The sequence below is a fragment of the Cronobacter sp. EKM101R genome (assembly GCF_963888145.1).
GTDB lineage: Bacteria > Pseudomonadota > Gammaproteobacteria > Enterobacterales > Enterobacteriaceae > Cronobacter > Cronobacter turicensis.
Window position 1 is genome coordinate 424,075 of record NZ_CAWPHW010000001.1, and the last position, 23,612, is coordinate 447,686.

Genomic DNA, 23,612 nt, shown 5'->3' on the forward strand with positions numbered 1-23,612 from the left:
TTGATCGGGTGCGCGATGGATGCTTTCTCAACCTGCCGTCACGTACGGCGATTAGCGGTACAGCGCGGGCTGCGCCGGGATGACCACATCATGTTTGCCGCCGTCCTTGAGCGACGCCAGCCCGGCGTCGCATACCCGCGCCACCACGTAGCCATCCCATGACGAGGGACCGCTGATGCCGCGCCCCTCGCGTACGCTATCGATAAAATGCTGTACCTCGCGATCGTATGCGGTTGCGAAACGTTCCATGCAGGATTGCGGGATATGCTGAGCGTTGCCGTTGAGTGAGCGGGTGCTGATGAACTGCTGTTCCGTCAGCGCGGCGATACCGTTTTCGCCAATCGCTTCGCAGCGGATGTCGTAGCCGTATTGGCAATTCACAAACAGCTCATCGTCAATGCGCACGCCTGACGCGGTCTCGAAAATCACCATCAGCGGGTCCTGTAAATGCGCCAGCGCATGACGGGTTTTCTTGCGCGGCCTGTCCACGCGCACCGAGGTAATGTTCTCTCCCAGCAGATAACGAATGATGTCAATTTCGTGGGTGGCCGAGTCGTTGATGGCCATCTCAAGCGTATAGCTCTCCGGCACCGACGGGTTACGGTGAGCGCAGTGAATGAGCAGAATATCGCCGAGCGCGCCGCTCTCAATGGTTTGCTTCAGCGCCTGATAACCCGGATCGAAGCGACGCATAAAGCCGAGTTGCAGCAGCCGCTTACCGACGTTGATTTCCGCCTCGATAATCTCCTGCGATTCATCTGCGGTTGGCGTCAGGGGTTTTTCGCAGAAGACCGGTTTGCCTGCCGCAAAGGCGGCCAGAATTTGGTTTTTATGCGCCGGACCCGTCGAGCAGATAAATACCGCATCGACCAGCGGCGAATGGATCATTTCCTGGGCATCATAAAACGCGGCGGCGCCAGTCTCTTTCGCCAGCGCATCAACGGCCGCGTGATTAATATCGCACACCGCTGTCACCTGCGCGCCTGAAATAACCGTTTGCAAGCGTTTCAGGTGATCGCGACCAATCATTCCCAGACCTATCAGGCCGATTTTAACCGTCATTGATAATTCCTCAGATATAAAGACGCTAAAGCCCGCGGTATCACCATCGCGATAAATCCTGGTGGCCCACGGGATGACTACGGTGGTGTTGCGACAACGTTATATCAGAGCGAACGACCGAAAAAAGAGGCGTGCCTTCCGGCGATTTTATGCTGTGCCAGCGATCATAATTTGAGAGTAAAAAGCACAAAATGGTGGGGTATACGTCACAAACTCGTATGGGTTCGTTGACATGACAAGAATGAAGATATCCCGAAAAGACCGGCCTGAAGACCTGAAAATTACCGCCAGGGCAGCCGCAATAAAAGTATTCCGGCGGGCGGTAAAACCGGCTCCGGAAGCGGATCGTCAGCAGTACGGTGAGTCATGACATTTTTAAAGGGGTTTATTAAGGGAAGTTATACAAAGCAATTTTGATGATATTTTCATTTTCAATGAGAATACGCCGACAGCGGTGGTTTTTTATGTGAATCTCTCATCAGGACAATCCTAACGAGATTCTCCTTTCAGCGATTTCTGAGTAACATCGACGATCAGGGGCGTTGCGTTTTAGATCCGACGACATAGCGGGACAGGGACAGGAGAGATCATGATCACGTTTTGTCTTAACGAGCATCCGCCCGCGAGCGGGTTCAGCGAGGGCGTGCGGCCACGCCTGGCTTTTATCTGCAAAGCGCAAGGGCGGGAAGAGGCTATTCCCCGCATTATGCACAAGCACGATGATCGTTTCGAAGTGATGTTTATTCGCTCAGGCCGCGGGGTTTACAACATTGATGGTCGTAACTACCACGTGAAACAGGGCGACATCATTCTCTTTAATGCGCACGTGCTGCATGATGAAATCCCGGAGGCGTCCGATGAATTACTGATTTACAGTTGCGGCGTCGAACAATTAAAAGTGGAGGGTCTGCCGCTTAATGTACTGACAACGCGAGCGCAACCTGCCGTCATGCACAGCGGTGACTATTATGACGAAATAGGCCAGTTATTCGAAATGATGCTGGCGCAGGTTAACCGGCACGCGCTTTACAGCGCGGACATAGGCGATAACCTTCTGGCCGTATTGTTATTACTCTGTCGCCGCCTCTGGAGCGAAAATAGTGGGGAAGAGGAAAGTGATAATATGCGGCTCGGCCAGCGTATTAAGGCGTACATCGATAGCCATTATAAAGAAGAGATTACGCTCAGCTCCATGACCGCCACTATCAATGTGAATCATTTTTACCTGGCGCATGTCTTTAAATATTATTCCGGGTATTCGCCCAAACATTATCAGACCCGTTTGCGTATCGGCGAGGCACAAAACTTATTACTCAGCACGCGCCTTGGCGTCACGGAGATAGCCCATGCAGTGGGCTACGATAACGTTAACAATTTCCATCGCCTGTTCAATAATCTGGTCGGTATTTCACCGGCGCGTTATAAAAAACTTTGGCTGACCGGAAAAATTAAACGCTGATATCCAGGCGTGCGGTATGACGCAGGGTTAGCCAGCCCGCAACATTGAAACAGGACGGGGCGTACCCAGGATATCTACAGCCAGCCCATATAATCGGCGCCCCAGACTACAACCGCCACTACCACTAAAATAATCGTCGTCTTGCGCATCGTCTCCGTTCCCTGATTAAATTCTTCCTTAACATCATGCCCGTAACGCGGCGGATTACCTAATAAAAGCGTCACACCACGGGGTCATTAATGGGCGCGAGCAGGTCAGGGCTCTGGTTTCTGATATTCCCGACCGCGCGATCCACCGGGTGCCAGATAAACGCTTCCGGGCCGAGAGCAGCGTCGTGCGCGAGCGTTTCGGCGCGGGCGTCTGAGGTCTCCGGGCTCAGCCAGGCGAGCGCGGCCTCAGCCGTCAGCGCCACGGGGCGGCGGTCGTGGATGTCGATAAGCCCTTTGTCCGCCGCCGCGGTGACAATCACAAACCCTTCCCGATCGTCGCCATGCTCAAACGGCGCTTTGCCGATGGCAGCGAAAAACAACGGCTGACCATCGGCGCGGTGAATGAAATAAGGCTGCTTTTTATCGCCCTCGCGTTTCCACTCATACCACCCGTCGGCGAAAACAATGGCGCGCCCGTGTTGCCACAGCGGCTTAAACATCCGGCTGGTGGCGGCGGTTTCCACTCGCGCGTTAATCAGCGGGGTTTTGTGCCACCACTGCGGCGCATAGCCCCAGTGGACAGGGTCGAGATGCAACAGATCGTCGCGCTGGTTCAGCAGCAGCACGCGGGTGCCGGGCGCCACGTTATAGCGCGCCAGCGGCTCTGGATCGAAAGCGATATCACGCTCGATCGTTTCATCAAGCGCCGCAATGTATTCTTCACGGCTTAAGGTCTGGGCAAATCTGCCGCACATAACAGGCTCCGGTTAACAGGCTTTACCGAAGTATAGGGCAGGAACCGCGCGCCCTCCCGGCGGGGAGGGCGCAGAGGGTTATTTCTGGATGAGATAACGGATGGTCGGGCCATCCTGCTGGATATCCAGCACCGTATAGCCGTGGTTGCGGGCGTCTAAAGGAATGTTATTGATAGACTGCGGGCAGTCACTGATTACTTCCAGGATTTCGCCTTTTTTCAGCTGCGGCAGCGCTTCAAGCGTGGCGACAGCCGGGTAAGGGCAGGGCTCGCCGGACATATCCAGGCGATAATCAGGGGTAATGGCGTTCATGCGCCCTCCTTAACAGCAGCAACGGTGGTAGCAGGTTTCTGACGGCGGAAAAAGCGTTTCTCCTGCGCGATGACCAGCATCAGCGCGGCGAAGAGCAGCAGATAGGTCACCAGCAGCCCGCCAAGCGGACCGAACGTATTCAGCAGGTTGATCTTATCCCAGTTAGTGGCGAGCGACGGCGCAAGGTCGTCCCAGAAATAGGCCAGCACCGTCGAGCCTATCACGTTGCCAAGCCCGACCCACCAGTAGTGCACCTGACCTTCCACGGCGCGATACATCCAGCCGGTTTCACAGCCGCCCGCCAGTACGATCCCGAAGCCGAACAGCAGCCCGCCCAGCACCGCATTCGGGCCGGCCCACATGATTTTCGGCTCGGCGCCCAGTTGCACATAGCTGAAAATACCGATGGCGCTGACCGCCATACCGAAAATAATCGCTTTAGCCATATGGGTGCGGCCGGTTATCCACATATCGCGAAACGCCGAGGTAAAGCAGATCTGCGCGCGTTCGATAAGCAGGCCGAAACCGACGCCAAACAGCATCGCCAGACCCAGTTTCGGCGCGTTCATCGCGGTGAGCAGCGCCCAGCCCACCATGCCCGCGAACACCAGCATCCCGATGCGAAAACGGCGCTTCGCCTGGTCAGGCTTTTGCGTCAGCGGCGCGGCGGCGCTCACTTTCTGCATTTTCACCGGAATACGAAACAGCGGCAGCAGGGTAAAGCGCGCGCCGAACCACGAGCCGATGGCCGTCGCCAGCGCGAAAAACCACGCGTGCAGGGAGAATTGCGGAATGCCGGTAAAGAACGCCGCCAGGTTACAGCCCATCGCCAGACGCGCGCCGAAGCCCGCGATAATGCCGCCCGCCACCGCCTGGATAATGCGGATGCGGTGCTGCGGCATACGCAGCTTCACATTGTTCGCCCACAGCGCCGCCGCAAAGCAGCCGCCAAACATCCCGATGATCATCATCCCGTCGATACGGGTGAGCGGGGTGCCTTCCAGATGAATCAGCTTATAGTAGCCCCAGGTTTCGGCGTGAACGCCAAAGAGCTGTAAGAGCTGGCCGCCCCAGCGGGTGAATTCGCCGGTGACGGCCCAGAAGGTGCCGGTTATCCCGAAATAGTAAGTGGAGAGGATGCCTGCGGCGATTACGGCGGGCAGCGGGGCCCAGAAACGGATGAGGTATTGCTGTTTAAAGTCGTGCCATGACATGAATTTTAGCCTCTGAACTCAGACGGAACTAAAAGGCGCCGCGCGGGCGCCAAAAGAAGCCCGCATATTACGCCGCTGGCGGCTTTCGCACAGCAAAAATTCGGCAAAAGTGAATCTGGATCAATTCCTGCGGCGCGGCGTTGGGGTGGAAGCGTTAACGCTTTAATGCCACAATCTTTTTTTCTTCACGGGCAGGACAAACGATGAAAAAAATCGCACTGGGATTGATGATGCTGGGGCTGAGCGGATGCGTTCAGGTGGAGAATTATAACGACGTGGTGAAAACGCCGCCGCCGGCGGGGCTTGCGGGATACTGGCAGTCGAAAGGGCCGCAGAGCGAACTGGTGAGCCCGGAAGCGATGGCGAGCCTGGTGGTGACGGCCGATGGCGATACGCTTGATTGCCGTCAGTGGCAGCGGGTGATAGCGCTGCCCGGCAAGCTGATGCGGCGCGGCGATGCGCTTTATAACGTGACCAGAAAGCTGGAGGTTTATAAGCTCGCGCGCGAGGGCGACACGCTGGAGTACGCGGGGATGACGCTTGAGCGCGTGGACCGTCCGACGGCCGAGTGCGCGGATTTCCTCGCCAAAAATCCGCTGGACACGCCGCTGCCGTAATGGCTTTTTTATAAGCGAGAGTTTGATGGCGGGTGCGCGTTGCTTACCCGCCCTACGGGCTGGAGTGTTTTTTGTAGGGTGGGTAAGCGCAGCGCACCCACCACCAGACGAAACACCCACCACCAGACGAAACACCCACCACCAGGCGAAACACCCACCCTCAGGCCAGACATCCGCTTCACACATCACACGACAATTTTTACGTTCCCGGACGGGAGAAAAGCGCAGGGCCGTGGTTTTAACGCCACGGCCCTGAATGACAGGAAATTATTGATTCAGATCGTTTGGCATCAACACGTTGCCGGAAAGATTACCGTAGGCTGTCACCAGGGATTTCTGATTGCCGTTCTGCTCTATCAAAACGCGCAAATCTTCCATGCGCGCCTGAAGTTTAACTTTTAGCTCGGCTTCGTTGGCCAGCACCTTCGTCAGCAGGTCACGCGCTTTCTCATGAAACACGCTGTTGTCCGGCTCAATCGGGTTACGGGCAATCGCCTCGACCAGGGTAACGTATTTTACTTCCTGTTCAATCAGCTCATCCCACTGTCCTGAATTCGCCAGGCTGAGCATGGTATTACTAAGCGCGTAAAGCGCCTGCCAGTTATTTAGGGATGAGATGAAATCATTCATCAATAGGTTTCCTGCGCGAGAGTGGTGCCGGGACCAATCTGCTTCCAGGCGTCAGCAATATTGGTCATCAGGGTTTCGACTTCATTGATGGCATCAACATCGTTACGCAGGTTCGCATGCAGTAAACGTCGCACCATATATTCATAAAGCGAGGCCAGGTTTTGGGGTAAATCACCGCCAATATCCATATTCAGGCCGGCCTTAAGTCCGTTATCAATAATGTTGATGGCTTTGGTCAGGGCCTGACCTTTCGCCTGCGTGTCGCCCTGTTCAATAAACAGACGCGCGCGGACAAGGGCACTGAGTGCCCCGTCAAACAACATTACGACCAGCTGGTGTGGACTTGCGCTCATTACCGCACTTTCCAGGCCCACCTGCTGGTAGGCCTGAACACCAGAGCTATTGTACATATCCGTTCCTTAACTGCTTGAAGAGGAGAACTGTTTAGTCAGGTACGTTGAGGTGCTGTTCAGTTTGTTCACCAGGGAGTCCAGGTTGCTAAACTGCGACTTATAACGCGCCATGGTGGCTTCAATGGAAGCTTCCATCGCGGTATAGCGCTTATCCAGCGATTTCAGCGTGTCGTTGATACTGTCTTTCGCGTTCTGAATCACCCCTTCTTTGCCCGTCGTGGTGCTGAGCATTGAGGTCAGGGTGTTATTCATCTGCGTGGCCAAACCGGTCGTTTTACCGTCGCCCACGAAGTACGCCTGGACGGCGTCCGGGTTTTCGGTCAGCGCTTTGGTCAGCTTCGCATCGTCAACTTTCAGTACGCCAGCGGCGCCATCGGCGCCCAGAACCGGATCCTGCGTCACGCCAAGCTGCGCCAGAATAGCGACGCTGCCGCTCTGCACCTGCGTCAGCGTGCTGCGCAGCTGAGACTGGATAGAACGCACGTTGCTGTCGCCAATCAGCGCGCCGTTGCTGGAAGACTGGGTGTCGCCCTTATCAACTTTGACGTATTTGGTCACAGAAGCGATGGTGGACTGCAGCGTGTTGTACGCGGTAACCCAGTCGGTGACCGCCTTTTTGTTGGCGTCGGTCGCGCGGGTCACAGAGAGCGTTTCGTTGGCGGTGCTCTGCGCTTTCAGCGTCAGCGTGGTGCCCGGCAGGGCATCGGAAATGACGTTGGTGGAGCGCTCGATTTCGATATCGTTCACCACCACTTTGGCGTTCTGAGAGGCCGTCTGGATGGAGAGCGCGCCGGTTTTGGTGCTGGAATCGAAGCCGATAATGCCCTGCAGGGTATCGTCGCCGGTGACCGTTACGGTCATGTCATTAGTGGTGCCGGTGGTTTTGGAGGTCAGCATCAGGCGGAAATCGCCGTCAGAGGCCTTGATCACGCTCGCAGAGACATTACCGCCCGCTTTGTTGATAGCTTTCGCAATGCCGTTCAGCGACGTATCGCCATCAGCCAGAGAAACGGTCAGCGGTTTTGAGGTGCCCGGCTGGCTGATGGTGACGGTACGGGTGGTGCCCGTTGTGGCCCCCAGCTGCGTGGTGCTGCTGGCGATAGAGCCGGAGGTCAGCACCTGGGCTTTCGCCATCTGTTTTACGTTAACGGTATAGTCACCGGTCATCGCATCACTGGTGGTGGTTGCGGCAAACGCGGTGTTGGTGCTGCTGACCGACGTGGAGTTCCATGTTGCGGTTTTACCCAGGGTCGCTGTCGCGGTTTGCAGGCTCTGCAGCGAGCTTTGCAGCTTACTGTAGGCGCTCAGCTGCGTGTTATAGGCAGTCTGCTGTGTCGTGATAACCGTCAGTTTGGTTTGTTCTGCCGCTTCCAGCTTGTCATACAGATCGGCAAGCCCAAGATTCGAGCCTACCCCGAGATTACTGATTGTAGCCATGCGTGATTTCCTTGAAGTCGATGGTCGTTTCAGTCTCTTATCGGCGACGCAAAGCAAAAGTTTACTCTCAGCGGCAAAAAAATGATCCCAGGAATAGATGATGCAGACGCAGGCTATTGAACCGATAGCCTGCCTTAAGCGAAATCTTCCCCTTCTTTATATGTCTGGAAAAAAGTCTGCAAAAAAGCGCCATGGCGCATTAATAAAAGGGAAAAGGCAGCCAGAATTTATTTATACAATACATAAGAAAAATCTTAGTTCCGAGACTTATAAAAAGACATTAAATAAAATAAAACGTTAATAAACAATAACATGTAAATTTTTTGAGTTTGTTTCTAAAGTCTTTTTAAGAAGCGTCGATAACCTTGTTGACGGTGAGAGACGCCGTGAGTGTTAGGCACCGAACCTAAACCCAATTTTTGAAGGAATTAAATTATGTCAGTTATCAATACTAACCTTTTGTCCCTGACCACTCAGACCAACCTGAACAAATCTCAGTCTGCTCTGGGCACTGCTATCGAGCGTCTGTCCTCTGGTCTGCGTATCAACAGCGCGAAAGACGACGCTGCTGGCCAGGCGATTGCTAACCGTATGACCTCTCAGGTTAAAGGTATGACCCAGGCTGCTCGTAACGCAAACGACGGCATCTCCCTGGTTCAGACCGCTGAAGGTAACCTGAACGAAATCAACACCAACTTACAGCGTATCCGTGAGCTGGCTGTTCAGGCTGCGAACGACACCAACGGTTCTACCGACCTGACTTCCATCAACACGGAAATCACTCAGCGTCTGTCTGAAATCGACCGTATCGCTGGTGGTGCTAACTTCAACGGCAAAAAACTGCTGGACGGTTCTGTAAGCACCGCTCTGAAAATTCAGGTTGGCGCTGGTACTTCTTCTAACGATACCATCTCCATCGACAGCAACGCCCTGATCAACGCGACCTCTGGTACTCTGGACTCTAGCCTGAGCACCTCTATCGCAGACAACTCCACCGCTCAGGCTGTGATTTCTGCTGCTGATGCTGCTATCGCTAAGATCGATACCGCGCGTTCTAACATGGGTGCGATTCAGAACCGTTTTGAATCTACCATCAACAACCTGAACAACTCTATCAACAACCTGTCTGCGGCACAGTCCCGTATCCAGGACGCTGACTACGCGACCGAAGTTTCTAACATGTCTCGCGCTCAGATCCTGCAACAGGCTGGTACTTCTGTACTGTCTCAGGCAAACCAGGTTCCGCAGTCCATGCTGTCCCTGCTGCGTTAATAGACGCTCAAGCTTTCAAAAAGGTTGCTGGAAACAGCAACCTTTTTTTTTTGCCTGTTAGTTATCGGCCTTCTCCTTAAATGCAATCTCCAAAATAAGCCGCTATTCGCAGGGTTTTTCCCTCCATTATGCCCGCGCGCCCGATGTTACCCTTTCAGGAAAGCTTCCTCTTTGCGTGCCGCGAACGGGAATAATCTTCAGGTTGCGACAGATATGGCCGGGTTGACTGGCAAAACGCCGTCGCGCGTTGCAATTAATGATGAGTTAAAACCGATGAATCAGTTTGCCCAGTGTCGTGCAATGCACCAGTACTATCGTGACATCTTCACCCGCAATATTTATCTTCCTGAAGCGGATGTGATGCCGTCCCACCTTGTGGCGGAAGTGCTGCACTTCTGGAGCACCGATTACGCGGCGATGGAGCCTGCCATCATGGCGGCGCCAACCCCACCCGATCTTGATGAAGCAAAAACGCTGGCGATTAAACATCTGCTGTGCGCCGCGACGCTTGCCAACCAGGCTTTCGACAGCAAAAAGCAGGGCCATCAGGTGGCCGCGGTAGACGGTTTCAGCGAGCAGGTAACGGCGCACGTCGTCGAAGCGCTTCAGCGTGACGATTCGGTCAATTTTGTGGTGGTTGCTATTCAGCTGCTGTTTCGTGTGAATGAAATCGACGGCGCGGTCTTTTTAATTTCCAACCACCTGTCAAACCTCAGCAACAGCGCGCCGGTTTTGAAAATTCTGCTGCTCATTTGCCTGATGGAAGAAGACTACAACCAGGCGCAGGTCGTGATTCAGGCGCTGACGGCGGATTCTGCCTTAATAGAAGAAGAGTCGCTGGTGCTGCTGATGATCGTCTGCGGCATTTATAAGCTCGGCGGCTGCCCGGATTCCTTTATCGATTTTCGCCCGTTGACCGAACCGCTGCCGCTGCCGGATTACAGCCGTTATACCTGGCACATCCCGAAAGCGGCGACCGGTAATACCACCGTGCTGGTCTCCTGCGATCCGAAATATTTCTTCGACCACGCCCAGGCGCTGGTGGCCTCGGTCTATGAAACGAACGGCACGGCGCTGGATGTGCATCTGCACATCTATAACTGCGACGCGCGTTGCGAAGCCCGCGTGCATGAGATGCAGGCGGCGTTTCCTGGGCTGAACCTTTCTCTTAGCAGTGAAACCATCGCGCCGGTGCGCGGGATTAACGTGCATTTCGCCTCGCGCCGTTTTGTCTTCCTGCGCCATGCGCTGGAGCAGTTCGACGCCCCGGTTATCCTGCTGGACGCCGACTGCCTGGTGCGCCAGCCGTGGGCCGACGTGTATGTGGGCCTTGGCGACGCCAACCTTATCCTGACCTGCAGCAACGGCGCGCCGCTCTGGGAGCGGGTGCTGGGAGCCTTTATTTACGCCCGGCCGACTGAGGCGAATTTCCGCTATCTGGATATCGTGGCCCGGTTTATCGATCGCAACCTGGCGGCAGAAAACAACGAATGGTTCCTCGATCAGGTGGCGCTCTCCTTTGCGCTCGACATGCTGCCCGCGGTAGAGCAGATGCAGGTGCGCAGAGAAGATGCTTCACGGCTGGTTTGTATAAACCATACGCCGGACGCCTTCGCCTGGATGGTTACAACAGTTAAAAATGGGAAGGGTACATTCAGCGATTACAAAACCAGTCTGATGGCGAAATACCTCAGCGCATAAACTTTCTATTTATTAATACGGATGAATGATGTGAAGACGCTCTACCCGGAACACCGCATTAGCCCTGTCGCCCTGCACGCCAGCGCCGCGCTTAACCATGTGGCGGCGGCGTCGCCTGCGTTCGCGCGGGTGCTGGAGATTGGCTGTGGGGCAGGCGAGGCGCTGATCGCGCACGCCCGCGCCTGGCCGAACAGTATCGCGCTCGGTATCGATCTTGATGAGGCGCGTATCGGCGAAGGGCAGCAACAGATCCAGGCAAGCGGCCTTAACAATATCGAACTGTTCGCCGCGGGTCTTGGCGATCTGCTGGCGGTGTCGCCGGGCGAGTTTGACTACATCATTATTCATGGGCGTTTTTCTCACACCGACGCAGACACGCGCGACATCCTGCTGCGCTGGTGCCGTCAGCATCTCTCCGCGCAGGGGATTATTGCGTATCACGCGGCGCTTGCGGATAACCGCGACGACGCCACGCTTCGCGACGCGCTCGCGTTTCACTGCCAGCGTGCCGCAAGCCAGGATGAACAGCTCGCCTCGGCGCGCGCCATGCTCGGGTATCTGGCGATGACGCTGCCGGACGGCGCGCTGAAAACCCAGGTGCTGGAGGCGGAAGCGCTCGACGATGCATCGCTGATGCAGCGCTATCCGGCCAGCGACGCGGCGGCGAGCGACTACACCGATTTCGCCCGCGAGATGCAGGCGCTGGATCTGGCGTGCATCGGCGATGCGCTCCCGCAGACCGAGCTTGCCGCGTCCTACGGCGAGCGCCAGCAACAGCTCCACGCCATGATCGCGGGGCAGAGCGATCGCCACAGCGCGCGCCAGTACCTCGATTTCGCGGTCAACCGCCGTGAGCGTTTCACCCTGCTGTGCGCCACAGGCGCGGCAGAGCCGTCGTTCGTGCCGGATCTGGCTGTCCTTGAGTCGCTGCACTGGGCCGGCAACTTCACCCGCGTCTTTGCGTTGAACGGAAAAGTGGTCAGCGGCCATATTTCACAGTCCGGCGTGCCGGTGCGAACTGAAAACCCGGTAACGCTGCAAATTCTCGACCTGCTGGCGGGCGCCTGGCCGATGAGCCTGAGCGTCGACCAGCTGGTCTTTAACTGCCGCCTGCCGGAGCGTCCGGGCGACGACACCCGCAAGCTGGTGCTGGAATCGCTGCGCGATCTGTTTCTCAATAACCTCGACGGGCTGCACTGGAGTGCGGCGCCAGGGCCCTATAATCGCGCGGAAAATGACATTCTGGCACCGGTTGCGCCGCTACCTGAGACCGACGAAGAGACCCGCGTGCTGAACCTGTGGGGCGAGGCGGTTACCGTCGCGCCCGCGCACTGGCGCTGGCTGCGCGACGGCATGAGCGCGACCGATGACGAAGCGTGGGCGAGTTTTACCGCGCTGCGCATTCGCGGCGTGCTGAACGGCTCGCCGCTGGCCTGGAAAAACGCCATTCAGCCGTTTCTGCGCACCGGCAAAGTGGCCTGGCTGAAACAGTTCCTGAATACGCTGCTGCTGTTAAGCGTCAGCGAGCGGCGCGGCGGCCTGCTGCAAAGCGAAACCAATCAGGATGCCGACAGCCAGACCGACAGCGTCGAGATGGATGCCGTCTATGAAGAGGCGAACCGGCTGATTGGCAAAGGGATGGCGAAAGAGGCGCGCGAGTATACCCGCGAGCTGCTGGCGCAGGACCCGCAGAATATGCACATTCTGCGCTGCTACTCGCGCACCTGCGTGCTGACCGGCGCGTGGGACGAGGCGCTGGAGGCGCTCTGCCGCCTGATGGGCCATTACTTCTCAAGCCTCGATATCTATTACGATCTGGCGACGGCGCTGCAAAAAACGCTCGATCACTTCAACGCCCGTAAAGTGGTGCGCGGCCTGCTGCGTCTCGATGAGAAAAACGCCGGGTTCTGGAACTCCCTCGGTACGCTTTATCACGCGCGCGGCGACATGACGCTCGCGGAAAAATGCGCTCGCGAGGCGTTTCGCTTCCAGCCGCGCAACCCGCGCTATCTGGCGATGATGGGCGTGGTGCTGAGCGATAACCAGAAGCTCGACGAAGCGCGTTACTTCCTGGAAAAATCCCTTGAGATAGCGCCGCAGGATTTCGACTGCTTCACCAGCCTGCTGTTTGTACTGACCCATGACAATCGCGTCAGCGCACAGGAGCTGCTGGCGAAGCACCGCGAATATGGCGAGCGCGTCACCGCCCACGCCGTACGCTGCGCGCTCGATTTGCCGCTCAATAATGTGAAAGATCCGAACCGCAAACTGCGCGTCGGGTTTGTTTCAGGCGATCTGCGCACGCATCCGGTCAGCAACTTTTTGCTGCCGTTCTGGGAGTCGTTTGACCGCACGCAGTTTGAACTGGTGGGCTATAACGCCGCGCCGATGCATGACGAGGTGACGGATCATCTGCGCGCGGGCGCCGTACTGTGGCGCGACGCGTATCAGTTAAGCGATCGCGAACTGGCGCGCCAGATCAACGACGATGGCGTGGACATTCTTATCGATCTCTCGGGGCATACGACCTGGACGCGACTGCCGATGTTCGCGCTGCGTCCGGCGCCGCTGCAGATGACCTGGATTGGCTACCCCGGCACCACCGGCGTGCCGGCGATGGATTACCGCCTGCTCTCCTCGACGCTGGCAAGCCCGCCGGGCATGACCGAACAGTTTACCGAGCAGATCCTCTGGGTGCCGATGCGCAAAATTTTCGAGCCGCATCCGCAAAGCCCGGACGTTAACTCGCTGCCGGCGCTGCGTAACGGCCATCTGACGTTCGCGAGCTTCAACCGCCCGAAAAAAGTCAACGATGACGTGCTTGAACTCTGGGCGCAGATCCTGGTGCGCGAGCCGAGCGCGAAACTGCTGATGGGCTTTATGGCCGATGACGAGATGATAGCGATGATGACGCGCCGCCTTACGCATTTCGGCGCGCGCCCGGAACAGCTCATTTTCAGAACGCGCACCGGCCTTATCGAGTATCTCGAATACCACCATCACATCGATATTTTGCTCGACGCCTTCCCGTATACCGGCGGCACCACCACCAACCACGGCGCGTGGATGGGCGTTCCTACGCTCACGCTCTGCGGCGAAACGATGGCGGGGCGTCAGGGCGTGGACATTATGAACGGCTATGGATTGCCGGAATTCGTGGCGAACGATAAAGCGGACTACGTCGAAAAAGCGCTCTCCTGGCAGGGCCGCTTTGAGGAACTGAACGCGATTCGCCTCTCTATGCGCAGCCGCATCCCGACCGATAACGCCGACGGGTTCCGGGTGGCTGACACCTTTGAAAAAGGGCTGCGCGAAGCGTGGAAAATTTACTGTACCGGAGAGGCGCCGCGTTCGTTCTTCGTCGAGGAATAACGCGTCGCGACGGCATCACCCATACCGGCCGGGGCCGGAAACGTTTGGTGTAAAACACCGAGGTGTACTATGCAAAATCTTTTTGTCACCAGCCCGCTGCTTCCGCCGCTGGAAGAGTTTATCCCGTATCTTGAGCAGATCTGGGAAAACAAATACCTGACCAACGGCGGCCCGTTTCATCAGGAGCTGGAAACCCGGCTCGCTGAGTATCTCGGCGTGGAACACCTCTGCCTGTTTTCCAACGGCACGCTGGCCTTGCTGACCGCGCTTCAGGCGCTGCGCATTACGGGCGAAGTGATCACCACCCCGTATTCGTTCGTCGCCACCTCGCATTCGCTGCTGTGGAATGGCCTGACGCCGGTTTTCGCCGATATCGATCCGGTCACCTGCAACATCGATCCGAACAAAATCGAACAGCTGATAACGCCAGCGACCTCGGCTATCCTGCCGGTTCACTGCTACGGACTGCCATGCGATGTCGACAAAATTCAGTCCATCGCCGACGCCTGGGGCCTGAAGGTTATCTACGACGCCGCGCATGCGTTCGGCGTGAAGAAAAACCACCAGAGCATCCTGAACTGCGGCGATCTGTCGATCCTGAGCTTCCACGCCACCAAAGTTTTCAACACCTTTGAGGGCGGGGCGATCATCTGCCCGGACGCGCGCATGAAACAGCGCATCGACTACCTGAAAAACTTTGGCTTCGCCGGGGAAACGACCGTGGTCGCGCCGGGTATCAACGCCAAAATGAACGAAGTGCAGGCGGCCTTTGGCCTGGTGCAGCTTGGGCATATCGATAAAGCGCTGGCGAACCGCGCGGCTATCCACGACCGTTACTGCGAATGGCTGGCCGATATCCCTGGCATCGAAACCTTCAGCGCGCCGGATGACGTGGAGTGGAACCACTCTTACTTCCCGATCCGCGTGGGCGATGAATTCCCGGTGAGCCGCGACGCGCTCTATGAAGCGCTGAAAGCCGAAAACATTTATTCGCGCCGCTATTTCTACCCGCTGATCAGCGCGTTCTCCATGTACCGCCATCTGCCGTCGGCGCAGCCGCAGCACCTGCCGATCGCCACGGGTATCGCCGAGCGCATTCTGTGTCTGCCGATTTTCCCGGATCTGACCGAAGACGATCAGCGCCGCGTGGTGGACGCCATCCGCGCGCAGGCCGCGCTGGGGCTTGCGGAGAAAGTGGCATGAAGCTTGGCATTTACGGCGCAGGCGGGTTAGGGCGCGAGGTGCTGATGCTGGCGCGCGCCATTAACCAGTGCACGTCGCGCTGGAGCGAGATTTTCTTTATTGACGATGTAACCGACGCGCAGGAGGTCTACGGCGCGGCGGTGGTGCGTTTCGACGCGCGCCCGGCAGAGTGCGAAGTGGCTATCGCTATCGGCGAACCCGCGCTGCGCCAGCGCCTGGCGCAGAAGCTCTCAGGCGTCGCGCCGCTCGCGACGCTCATTCACCCGAATGTCGATGTTCCGTCGCAAAGCGAGATCCGCCCCGGCGCGATCCTTTGCGACGGCGCGCTGATCTCCTGCGGCGTGACGATTGGCGAAAACGTGCTGATCCAGCCGCGCGCCTGCGTCGGCCATGACTGCGCTATCGGCGCGTACAGCGTCGTCTCAAGCCTGGTGGCGCTGGCAGGCCACTGCGTGGTGGGCGAGCGCGTGTTTATCGGCATGAACAGTTGCGTAAAAGAGCAGACCCGCATCGGCGATGACGCCATCGTCGGCATGGGCTCTGCGGTATTCAGCGACGTGGCGGACGCCACGATCGTACTGGGCAACCCGGCCAGGGCGATGCGCCAGAACACCCAGGGCAAGGTGTTTAAATAAGCGCCGCGACAGAACATTTTTTATCTGGAGTATGACCATGACTAACTTAGCGAAGTACAACACCATTTTTATGGAAACGTTTGAAGTGCCGGAAGAGGTGCTCGCGGATTACAAATATCAGGACACCCCGTCCTGGGATTCCGTCGGCCACATGACCATGATCGCCGCACTGGAAGAAACCTTCGACATCATGATGGATACCGAAGACATCATCGATTTCTCCTCGTGGCAGAAAGGCAAAGAGATCCTGCAAAAATACGACGTAGAAATCGCCTGATATGACGGAGGTCAGCATGCTGCTCGCAGGAAAAAATGCGGTAATCACCGGCTGTCTGCAGGGGATCGGCAACGCCACGATGGTCGCTTACGCGCGCCACGGGGCGAATATCTTCGCCTGCGTTCAGCAGGAAGACGCGGCGTTCAGCGCGCAAATCGCTGAACTCGCTTCGCAATACGGCGTGACCATTACGCCGGTTTGCTTTGATCTGCTGGACGATGCGTCCATCAAGCAGGCCGCGATGGCGATTCAGAAAGCGAAAGTGCCGGTGGATATCCTGGTGAACGTGGCGGGCGTGACGCTCGACGCGCTGTTCCCGATGGTCACCATGGAGCAGCTGCACAAGACCTTCGCCATCAACTTCTTTTCACAGATGGTGTTCACCCAGTATCTCACCCGCCTGATGCTGCGCAATAAACGCGGCAGCATCATTAACATCGCGAGTATTTCCGGCCTCGACGGCAACAGCGGTCAGCTCGCCTACGCGGCCTCGAAAGCCGCGATGGTGGCGGCGACCAAAACGCTTTCCATTGAGCTGGCGCCGCAGGGCATTCGCGTGAACGCGGTGGCGCCAGGCGTTATCGCCACGCCGATGACCGAAAACCTCGCAAGCGACGTGGTGGACAGCAAGCTGGCGCAGAGCGCTCTGCGCCGTACCGGACGGGCGGACGAAGTAGCCGACACGCTGGTATGGCTCGGCTCTGACGCGGCAAGCTACGTGACGGGCCAGGTGGTGCGCGTCGACGGCGGGATCGGCTATTAAAAGGGGAAGCCCATGTTGTTAAAAGAGAAAAACGTCATTATCACCGGTTGCGCGCGCGGTATCGGGCGCGCGATGGTGGAGGCTTTCGCCGCCGAAGGCGCGTGCATTTACGCCCATGCGCGCAGCGAAACGCCGGAATTTCTGGCCGACATGGCGGCGCTTGCCGAACGTTACCAGGTCGAGATCTGGCCGCTGTGCTTCGATCTGACCGATAACGACGCGATGAAAGGCGCGGTTAAACGCCTGATGAGCGACAAACGACCGCTGCACGCGCTGGTGAACAACGCGGGCGTCACCTGGAACGCGCTGTTCCAGATGACCACGATGCAGGCGCTGCGTGAGCAATTCGAAGTGAACTTCTTCTCGCTGTTCAGCTTTACCCAGATGGTGTCAAAACTGATGACCCGTCAGCGTTTCGGCAGCATTGTGAATATCGCCTCGACCGCCGCCGAAGACGGCAATGCCGGTAAAGCGGCTTATGGCGCGGCCAAAGCGGCGGTCGTCGCGCTGACCCGCACCATCGCCACGGAGCTTGGCGAGCAGGGCATTCGCGCGAACTGCATCGCGCCGGGCATGACCGAAACGGACATGCTCTCCACGATGCCGGATTACATTATCGAAGAGACCCGTAACGGCACCGATCTGCGCCGCCTCGGCGCGCCGCAGGAGATAGCCGCTGCCGCCGTCTGGCTGGCGTCCGATCTCTCGTCTTACGTAACCGGCCAGACGCTGCGCGTTGACGGCGGTCTGCGATGAACGCCCGCGTCGGTAAGCTTGCCCTCGACGCGCGCGCCATCCGTCAGTCGATTATCCGCACCGCCAGCGCGGCGCCGGTAGACGGCGTGCATCTTGGCCCGGCGCTCTCGATGGTAGAGATCGCCGCCGCGCTGTATGGCGCGGTGATGCGCTTTGATCCGAAGAATATGGCGTCGATGGCGCGCGACCGTTTTCTGCTCAGTAAAGGCCATGCGGCGCTGGCGCTCTACGCCACGCTGCACCACTACGGCGTGCTGAGCGACGAAGAACTGGCGACGTTCGATCACAGCGGCTCGCGCTTTCCGGCGCTGACGCCGATGAACCCGCCGCTCGGGATTGATTTCGCGGGCGGCTCGCTCGGCATGGGCGTCGGTTACGCCTGCGGCGCGGCGCTGGCGCAGCGTCTGCGCGGCGAAAGCTGGCGTCATTACATCGTGCTCGGCGACGGCGAATGCAATGAAGGCTCGGTCTGGGAAAGCGCGTTTTTCGCCGCCCAGCAGGGGCTGGATCAGCTTACCGCTATCGTTGACTGCAACGGTTTTCAGTCCGACTGGTCCTGCGAGCAGACGATAAAGATGGATTTCCCGGCACTGTGGGCCGCCTGCGGCTGGCACGTGGAAACCTGCGACGGCCACGATATCGCGGCGCTGCTGGCCGCGCTCGACGCGCCGTCGCACGGCAAGCCGAAAGCGATTGTGGCGCGCACCGTCAAAGGCAAAGGGGTGTCGTTTATGGAGCATAACAACGCGTTTCATCGCGCCCGACTGTCGGCGGCCCAGCGCGACGCCGCGCTCGCCGAACTGGAGGCACACGCATGAGCCTGACGATTACGCCTGCCGAGATCCGCGCCTGGTCCATGATGGGCACGCGCGGCACCTTTGGCGTCACGCTGTTGAAGCTTGCCGAAGAGAACCCGGCGCTGGTCGGCCTGACCGCCGATCTCGCCATCACCTCCGGGATGGAGCGCTTTAGCAGCACCTATCCGGAGCGCTTTTTTAACCTCGGCATCGCCGAGCAGAATTTAATCGGCGTGGCGGCGGGCATGGCCTCTCAGGGGCTGGTGCCGTTCGCCACCACGTTCGCCAATTTCGCGGCGCTGCGCGCCTGCGAGCAGATGCGCCACTATCTCGGCTACTTGCAAGAGAATGTTAAAGTGGTGGGGCTGGCCTCCGGTTTTGCGATGGGGATGTTCGGCACCACGCATTACGGCATTGAAGATATCGCCACGCTGCGCGCGATTTCCGGGCTGACCATTCTTTCGCCCGCCGACGCGACGGCGACGGCGCAACTGACCGAACTGGCCGCGCGCCATCACGGCCCGGTCTATCTGCGCCTCACCGGCGGGATGCGCACGCCGGTGGTCTACCGCGAGCAGGCCGTGTTTGAGCTCGGTAAAGCGATGCGCCTGCGCGACGGCGAGGATATCGCGCTGGTCGCCACCGGCAGCATGGTCGCGGTGGCGCTGAAAGCCGCCGACGCGCTGGAAGCTCACGGGCTGCGCTGCGCGGTCGTTGATATGCATACCATCAAACCGCTCGACACCGACACGCTTAAGAGCCTGTTCGGCAGCCGTCTGCTGGTGACGCTGGAAGAACACAGCGTCGTGGGCGGCCTTGGCGGCGCGGTGGCGGAATATCTCGCTGAACAGGGCGGGGCGCCGCGGCTGCTGCGTCTGGGCATTCCTCAGGGCTACGGCCCGGCGGGCGAATACGCCTGGATGCTGGAGCAGTGCGGCCTGACCGCGCCACAGGTAACACAACAGATTCTGGACGCGGTGTTATGAATGCTGTGCCTTTCTGGCAACTGACACAGGCGCCGCGCGATGCCGTGGCGCTGATTGAAGACGGCGGGGCGACGCTCTCATACGGCGAGCTGGCTGACCGCGTGGCGCAGGTGCGCGCGCATCTGCCCGCCCGCGCGCTGATGTTCTGCTTTTGCGAAAACAGCGCGGCGTCGCTGACCGGTTATCTGGCGGCGCTGAACGCCCGCGCGGTGCCGGTGATGCTTGACGGTCAGCTCGATGAGACGCTGGCCGATGCGCTGCTGGCGCGCTGGCGGCCGGGTTTTCTCTGGCTGCCGGAAGGCCGCGCGTGGCCGGGCGAGGTGCTGCTGCGCCACAACGGATATCAGCTTATCGCGACAAATGAGCCGGCACCGGCGATGGACGACGCGCTGGCGCTGCTGATAACCACCTCCGGCTCGACCGGCAGTCCGAAGCTGGTGCGCCAGAGCTATGAGAATCTCCTCAGTAACTGCGCCAGCATTTGCGACTATCTGGCTATAGACGCGAACGAGCGTCCGCTGGTCTATCTGCCGATGAATTATGTGTATGGCTTATCGGTTATCCATTCCCACCTGGCGCAAGGGGCGACGCTGCTGATGACCCGCAGCGGCCCGGTGCAGCCGGGCTTCTGGGCGTTCGTGAAAAGCCAGCAGGCCACGTCGCTCGCGGGCGTGCCTTATACCTTCGAAATGCTCAATAAGCTGCGCTTTATGCGCATGACGCTCCCCTCGCTGCGCACGTTAACGCAGGCGGGCGGCAAGCTCTCCGCAGCGCTGCATGAGGCGTTCGCCGCCTGGGCGCAGGAGCAGGGCAAGCGTTTCGTGGTGATGTATGGCGCGTCGGAAGCTACCTCGCGGATGGGCTATTTGCCTGCGGAGCACGCGGCAACCATGGCGGGCGCGATGGGGGTAGCTATTCCGGGCGGGCGCTTTACGCTTGAAGATGAGAACGGCGCGGAAATTACCGCGGCGCAGGAAACCGGCGAGCTTATCTATTATGGCCCGAACGTTTGTCCTGGCTACGCGCAAACGCGGGAGTGTCTGGCGCGCGGCGATGATTTTAAAGGGCGGCTCGCGACAGGCGATCTGGCCCGCCGCGACGAGAACGGCGTCTATACCATCGTCGGGCGCAAAAAACGGTTCCTGAAAGTATTCGGCAACCGCGTCGGGCTCGATGAGCTGGAACAGCTGGTGAAGAACCAGTTTGTGGGGCTGGAGTGCGCCACGGGCGGCGTCGATGATCGCATTACGCTGTTTCTTACCGATGAAACCCAGGCCGAAACGGTAAAAAACTGGCTGGCGCAGACCTGCCAGTTACATCACAGCGCGTTTCGCGTGGTGATCCTGGACGCGATTCCGAAAAACGCGGCCGGAAAAACGCTTTACGCACAACTGGAGGCGCTCAGTGCTTGATTACGCGCAGTGGTTACAGCAACCCCCTTATTCGCTGGCGCGCGATGAAAAACGCGCGCTGATGACGCAGCGCCTGCAATGGCTGACGGACCATCACCGCGCGCACTGCGCGCCGTACCGCGCCATGCTTGACGGCCTCGGCGTGGATATCGCCGCCCTGAAAGCGCCGGAAGACGTGCCGTTTCTGCCGGTGTCGCTGTTTAAAACCCTGACGCTTGCAAGCATTCCGCCCGACGAAGCCGTGAAGGTGATGACCTCATCCGGCACCACGGGCCAGGCGGTATCGCGGATCTATCTTGATAAGCAAACGGCGGCCAACCAGCAAAAAACGCTGGTGAAGATCGTCAGCGCCTTTACCGGCGCGGGGCGTCTGCCGATGCTGATTATCGACACGCCGTCGGTGCTCAAAGATCGCACCATGTTTTCCGCGCGCGGCGCGGGCATTCTGGGGTTTTCGATCTTCGGCGCCGATCGCGCGTTTGCGCTCGATGACGAGATGAATCTTGATATCGACGGCATCACGGCGTTTCTTGCGAAACACGCGGGCAAGCCGGTGCTGCTGTTCGGTTTCACCTTTATGATCTGGCAGCATTTCTGGCGCGCGCTTTCGCAACGCGGCCAGCGGCTCGATCTCAGCCAGGGGATTTTGATCCACGGCGGCGGCTGGAAAAAGCTCATCAGCGAGGCGGTATCGCCGCAGGAGTTCGCCCGCCGTCTGCACGAGGTATGCGGGCTGACGCGCATTTATGACTATTACGGCATGGTGGAGCAGACCGGCTGCATTTATATGCAGTGCGAACAGGGCCATCTGCACGCCAGTATTTTTTCCGATGTGATTATCCGCGATCCGCACGATTTCTCGGTCTGTCCACCGGGGCGCGCGGGGATCGTGCAGGTGCTGTCGCTGATCCCGGAATCCTATCCGGGGCATTCGCTGCTCACGGAAGATGAGGGCGTTTTGCTTGGCGAGGATGATTGTCCCTGTGGGCGGCACGGTAAATATTTCCGCATCAACGGACGCCTGCAACAGGCCGAAATCAGAGGATGTAGCGACACTTATGCAGCCCAGTTTTGACAACCTGACTTTTCTGCTGGGCGATGCCGCCCAGCTTGCTGCGCTGGAAGCGTTTCGCCCGCGCGCGCCGTTCGATGACGAGACGCTTACGTTCTTAAGCGAGTTCTCCCGTAAGCTGCTGGCCGACCCGCGCGCGCGCGCCTACAGCGATGTGGTGAGCCTGGCGTTCTGGTGTCGACCGGCGTCGCTGGAAAAGCTGCGCCAGGAATTTATGCCTCAGGGCATCACCCAGGGGCGCGGCGTCGCGTTTCATATCGCGCCGTCCAACGTGGCGGTGAACTTCGCGTTTTCGCTGGCGGCGGGGCTGCTTACCGGCAACGCCAATATTGTCCGGCTCTCTTCAAAACCGTTTCCCCAGACTGCGCTGATTTGCGATGCGCTGAAAGGGGCGCTGGCCCATGTGCCCGCGATGGCCGACAGCCTTTGTCTTGTGCAGTACCCGCACGACGCGGCGCTAACCGATTATTTCTCCGCGCTGTGCGACGCGCGGCTTATCTGGGGCGGCGATCGCACTATTAGCGAGGTGCGGCGCTCGGCGCTGCGTCCGCGCGCGGTGGATATCGCCTTTGCGGATCGTTACTCCTTTGCGGTGATCGACGCCGACGCCTGGCTTGCCGCGCCTGATAAAGCGCGCCTGCTGGAAGGGTTTTATAACGACACGCTGTTGACGAGCCAGCAGGCGTGTACGGCGGCGAAAATGGTGGTCTGGACCGGAGATCGCGCCGATGAAGCGCGCGCGCAGTTCTGGCCCGCGTTTCGCGACTGCTGCGGCGAGCGCTATGCGCCGCTGCCGACGACGGCGGTAAGTAACCTGGCGTGGTTTTGCGCGCAGACGGTGAAGGATCCGACGCTCAGGCGCATCGCGCAGCCGGACAATCGTCTTTTCCTGGCGCAAACTGACACGCCGAATGGCGCGTTGCTGGCGGATCATCACCAGAGCGGGTTGTTTATTGAATATGTCGCGCGGGATCTACTGGACATCGCCCCGTTGTGCGGGGAGAAGTGCCAGACGATCGTTACGTACGGGGTTGATCCTGAGCAATTTCAATGGTTTCTGGCGACTGCCAAACCACGCGGCGTCGATCGCATCGTGCCGATTGGGCAGAGTATGCAGTTTTCTTTGCTCTGGGATGGGTATCCTTTGGCCGAAACGCTCACCCGACGTTTAACTTTAATTTCTTATTAATCAGCTTATTTTCAGTGATTTAGCGCATAACCTGAAAATAACCCCTTATTTAGACCATTATTCTCCCGATTAAAAAGCGCTGTAGAATTAGATAATCACGCCGATAACTCAACTAACGCAGGGCTGTTT

General features: G+C 58.5%; 24 protein-coding genes. 16 read left to right on the forward strand and 8 right to left on the reverse strand.

The genetic code is table 11. The features are described 5' to 3' along the window. Positions 1-51: 51 nt before the first annotated feature. Positions 52-1,062 carry a Gfo/Idh/MocA family oxidoreductase gene (locus tag AACV31_RS02055; protein WP_165154575.1) on the reverse strand — a complete coding sequence of 337 codons (1,011 nt, stop codon included), beginning with the start codon at positions 1,060-1,062 and terminating at the stop codon, positions 52-54. A 589-nt stretch (positions 1,063-1,651) separates the two neighbouring features. Between AACV31_RS02055 and AACV31_RS02060 the strand changes: the two genes are divergently transcribed. Beyond that, a complete protein-coding gene (locus AACV31_RS02060; protein WP_165154573.1) occupies positions 1,652-2,521 on the forward strand; it encodes a helix-turn-helix transcriptional regulator in 870 nt (289 codons plus the stop codon). 74 nt (positions 2,522-2,595) lie between these two features. Here the strand turns inward: AACV31_RS02060 and AACV31_RS02065 are convergent, their stop codons facing one another. The 4 genes from AACV31_RS02065 to yedE all read right to left on the reverse strand — a co-directional run bounded on the left by AACV31_RS02065 (position 2,596) and on the right by yedE (position 4,951). Continuing rightward, on the reverse strand, positions 2,596-2,745 hold the full coding sequence (locus tag AACV31_RS02065) for a hypothetical protein (RefSeq protein WP_221413618.1): 150 nt from the start codon (positions 2,743-2,745) through the stop codon (positions 2,596-2,598). After that, positions 2,742-3,425 carry an SOS response-associated peptidase gene (locus AACV31_RS02070; RefSeq protein WP_165154571.1) on the reverse strand — a complete coding sequence of 228 codons (684 nt, stop codon included), beginning with the start codon at positions 3,423-3,425 and terminating at the stop codon, positions 2,742-2,744. The genes AACV31_RS02065 and AACV31_RS02070 overlap by 4 nt, the downstream gene beginning before the upstream one ends. Before the next feature lie 78 nt (positions 3,426-3,503). Next, positions 3,504-3,737, reverse strand: a complete 234-nt coding sequence (gene yedF / locus AACV31_RS02075) for a sulfurtransferase-like selenium metabolism protein YedF (RefSeq protein ID WP_004386794.1) — start codon at positions 3,735-3,737, stop codon at positions 3,504-3,506. Further along, positions 3,734-4,951: a selenium metabolism membrane protein YedE/FdhT gene (gene yedE, locus AACV31_RS02080; protein WP_007769631.1), complete on the reverse strand. Its 1,218-nt coding sequence runs from the start codon at positions 4,949-4,951 to the stop codon at positions 3,734-3,736. The genes yedF and yedE overlap by 4 nt, the downstream gene beginning before the upstream one ends. A 203-nt stretch (positions 4,952-5,154) precedes the next feature. On the opposite strand from yedE, the gene yedD reads away from it, so the two are divergent. Then, entirely contained in the window at positions 5,155-5,568 is a 414-nt protein-coding gene (yedD, locus tag AACV31_RS02085) for a lipoprotein YedD (RefSeq protein ID WP_007769633.1), read from the forward strand. A 267-nt stretch (positions 5,569-5,835) separates the two neighbouring features. Here the strand turns inward: yedD and fliT are convergent, their stop codons facing one another. The 3 genes from fliT to fliD are packed head-to-tail and all read right to left on the reverse strand — an operon-like array spanning position 5,836 to position 8,048. Continuing rightward, on the reverse strand, positions 5,836-6,198 hold the full coding sequence (fliT, locus tag AACV31_RS02090) for a flagella biosynthesis regulatory protein FliT (protein ID WP_007769635.1): 363 nt from the start codon (positions 6,196-6,198) through the stop codon (positions 5,836-5,838). Continuing rightward, entirely contained in the window at positions 6,198-6,608 is a 411-nt protein-coding gene (fliS, locus tag AACV31_RS02095; RefSeq protein WP_007769638.1) for a flagellar export chaperone FliS, read from the reverse strand. Before fliS ends, fliT begins: the two co-directional genes overlap by 1 nt. Positions 6,609-6,617: 9 nt before the next feature. Next, entirely contained in the window at positions 6,618-8,048 is a 1,431-nt protein-coding gene (gene fliD / locus AACV31_RS02100) for a flagellar filament capping protein FliD (protein WP_165154569.1), read from the reverse strand. Positions 8,049-8,145: 97 nt separating this feature from the next. On the opposite strand from fliD, the gene AACV31_RS02105 reads away from it, so the two are divergent. The 14 genes from AACV31_RS02105 (at position 8,146) to AACV31_RS02170 (ending at position 23,483) form a co-directional block, all read left to right on the forward strand. Then, positions 8,146-8,349, forward strand: a complete 204-nt coding sequence (locus tag AACV31_RS02105) for a hypothetical protein (protein WP_158685763.1) — start codon at positions 8,146-8,148, stop codon at positions 8,347-8,349. A 134-nt stretch (positions 8,350-8,483) separates the two neighbouring features. Next, positions 8,484-9,320 (forward strand): flagellin N-terminal helical domain-containing protein, encoded by an 837-nt coding sequence (locus AACV31_RS02110; RefSeq protein ID WP_007769644.1) that lies wholly within the window; start codon positions 8,484-8,486, stop codon positions 9,318-9,320. Positions 9,321-9,533: 213 nt separating this feature from the next. Then, the gene (locus AACV31_RS02115; RefSeq protein WP_165154567.1) at positions 9,534-11,021 is read left to right on the forward strand and encodes a hypothetical protein; all 1,488 of its coding nucleotides are present in this window, start codon (positions 9,534-9,536) and stop codon (positions 11,019-11,021) included. A 21-nt stretch (positions 11,022-11,042) separates the two neighbouring features. Then, positions 11,043-14,393 carry a bifunctional class I SAM-dependent methyltransferase/glycosyltransferase gene (locus AACV31_RS02120; RefSeq protein WP_165154565.1) on the forward strand — a complete coding sequence of 1,117 codons (3,351 nt, stop codon included), beginning with the start codon at positions 11,043-11,045 and terminating at the stop codon, positions 14,391-14,393. Between the two features lie 69 nt (positions 14,394-14,462). Further along, positions 14,463-15,596 (forward strand): DegT/DnrJ/EryC1/StrS family aminotransferase, encoded by a 1,134-nt coding sequence (locus AACV31_RS02125; protein ID WP_105537792.1) that lies wholly within the window; start codon positions 14,463-14,465, stop codon positions 15,594-15,596. Further along, positions 15,593-16,231 (forward strand): acetyltransferase, encoded by a 639-nt coding sequence (locus tag AACV31_RS02130; RefSeq protein ID WP_105537793.1) that lies wholly within the window; start codon positions 15,593-15,595, stop codon positions 16,229-16,231. Before AACV31_RS02125 ends, AACV31_RS02130 begins: the two co-directional genes overlap by 4 nt. Before the next feature lie 37 nt (positions 16,232-16,268). Further along, the gene (locus AACV31_RS02135) at positions 16,269-16,508 is read left to right on the forward strand and encodes a hypothetical protein (protein WP_015741689.1); all 240 of its coding nucleotides are present in this window, start codon (positions 16,269-16,271) and stop codon (positions 16,506-16,508) included. Positions 16,509-16,524: 16 nt separating this feature from the next. Then, positions 16,525-17,271 (forward strand): SDR family NAD(P)-dependent oxidoreductase, encoded by a 747-nt coding sequence (locus AACV31_RS02140; protein ID WP_041923698.1) that lies wholly within the window; start codon positions 16,525-16,527, stop codon positions 17,269-17,271. A 12-nt stretch (positions 17,272-17,283) separates the two neighbouring features. Then, entirely contained in the window at positions 17,284-18,027 is a 744-nt protein-coding gene (locus tag AACV31_RS02145; protein ID WP_075199194.1) for an SDR family NAD(P)-dependent oxidoreductase, read from the forward strand. After that, positions 18,024-18,845, forward strand: a complete 822-nt coding sequence (locus AACV31_RS02150; protein WP_015741686.1) for a transketolase — start codon at positions 18,024-18,026, stop codon at positions 18,843-18,845. Before AACV31_RS02145 ends, AACV31_RS02150 begins: the two co-directional genes overlap by 4 nt. Further along, positions 18,842-19,810: a transketolase family protein gene (locus AACV31_RS02155; protein WP_165154563.1), complete on the forward strand. Its 969-nt coding sequence runs from the start codon at positions 18,842-18,844 to the stop codon at positions 19,808-19,810. Before AACV31_RS02150 ends, AACV31_RS02155 begins: the two co-directional genes overlap by 4 nt. After that, on the forward strand, positions 19,807-21,222 hold the full coding sequence (locus AACV31_RS02160) for an AMP-binding protein (RefSeq protein ID WP_165154561.1): 1,416 nt from the start codon (positions 19,807-19,809) through the stop codon (positions 21,220-21,222). The genes AACV31_RS02155 and AACV31_RS02160 overlap by 4 nt, the downstream gene beginning before the upstream one ends. Then, positions 21,215-22,297, forward strand: a complete 1,083-nt coding sequence (locus AACV31_RS02165; RefSeq protein ID WP_165154559.1) for a LuxE/PaaK family acyltransferase — start codon at positions 21,215-21,217, stop codon at positions 22,295-22,297. Before AACV31_RS02160 ends, AACV31_RS02165 begins: the two co-directional genes overlap by 8 nt. Further along, positions 22,281-23,483 carry an acyl-CoA reductase gene (locus AACV31_RS02170; protein ID WP_165154557.1) on the forward strand — a complete coding sequence of 401 codons (1,203 nt, stop codon included), beginning with the start codon at positions 22,281-22,283 and terminating at the stop codon, positions 23,481-23,483. Before AACV31_RS02165 ends, AACV31_RS02170 begins: the two co-directional genes overlap by 17 nt. The last annotated feature ends 129 nt before the right edge of the window (positions 23,484-23,612 follow it).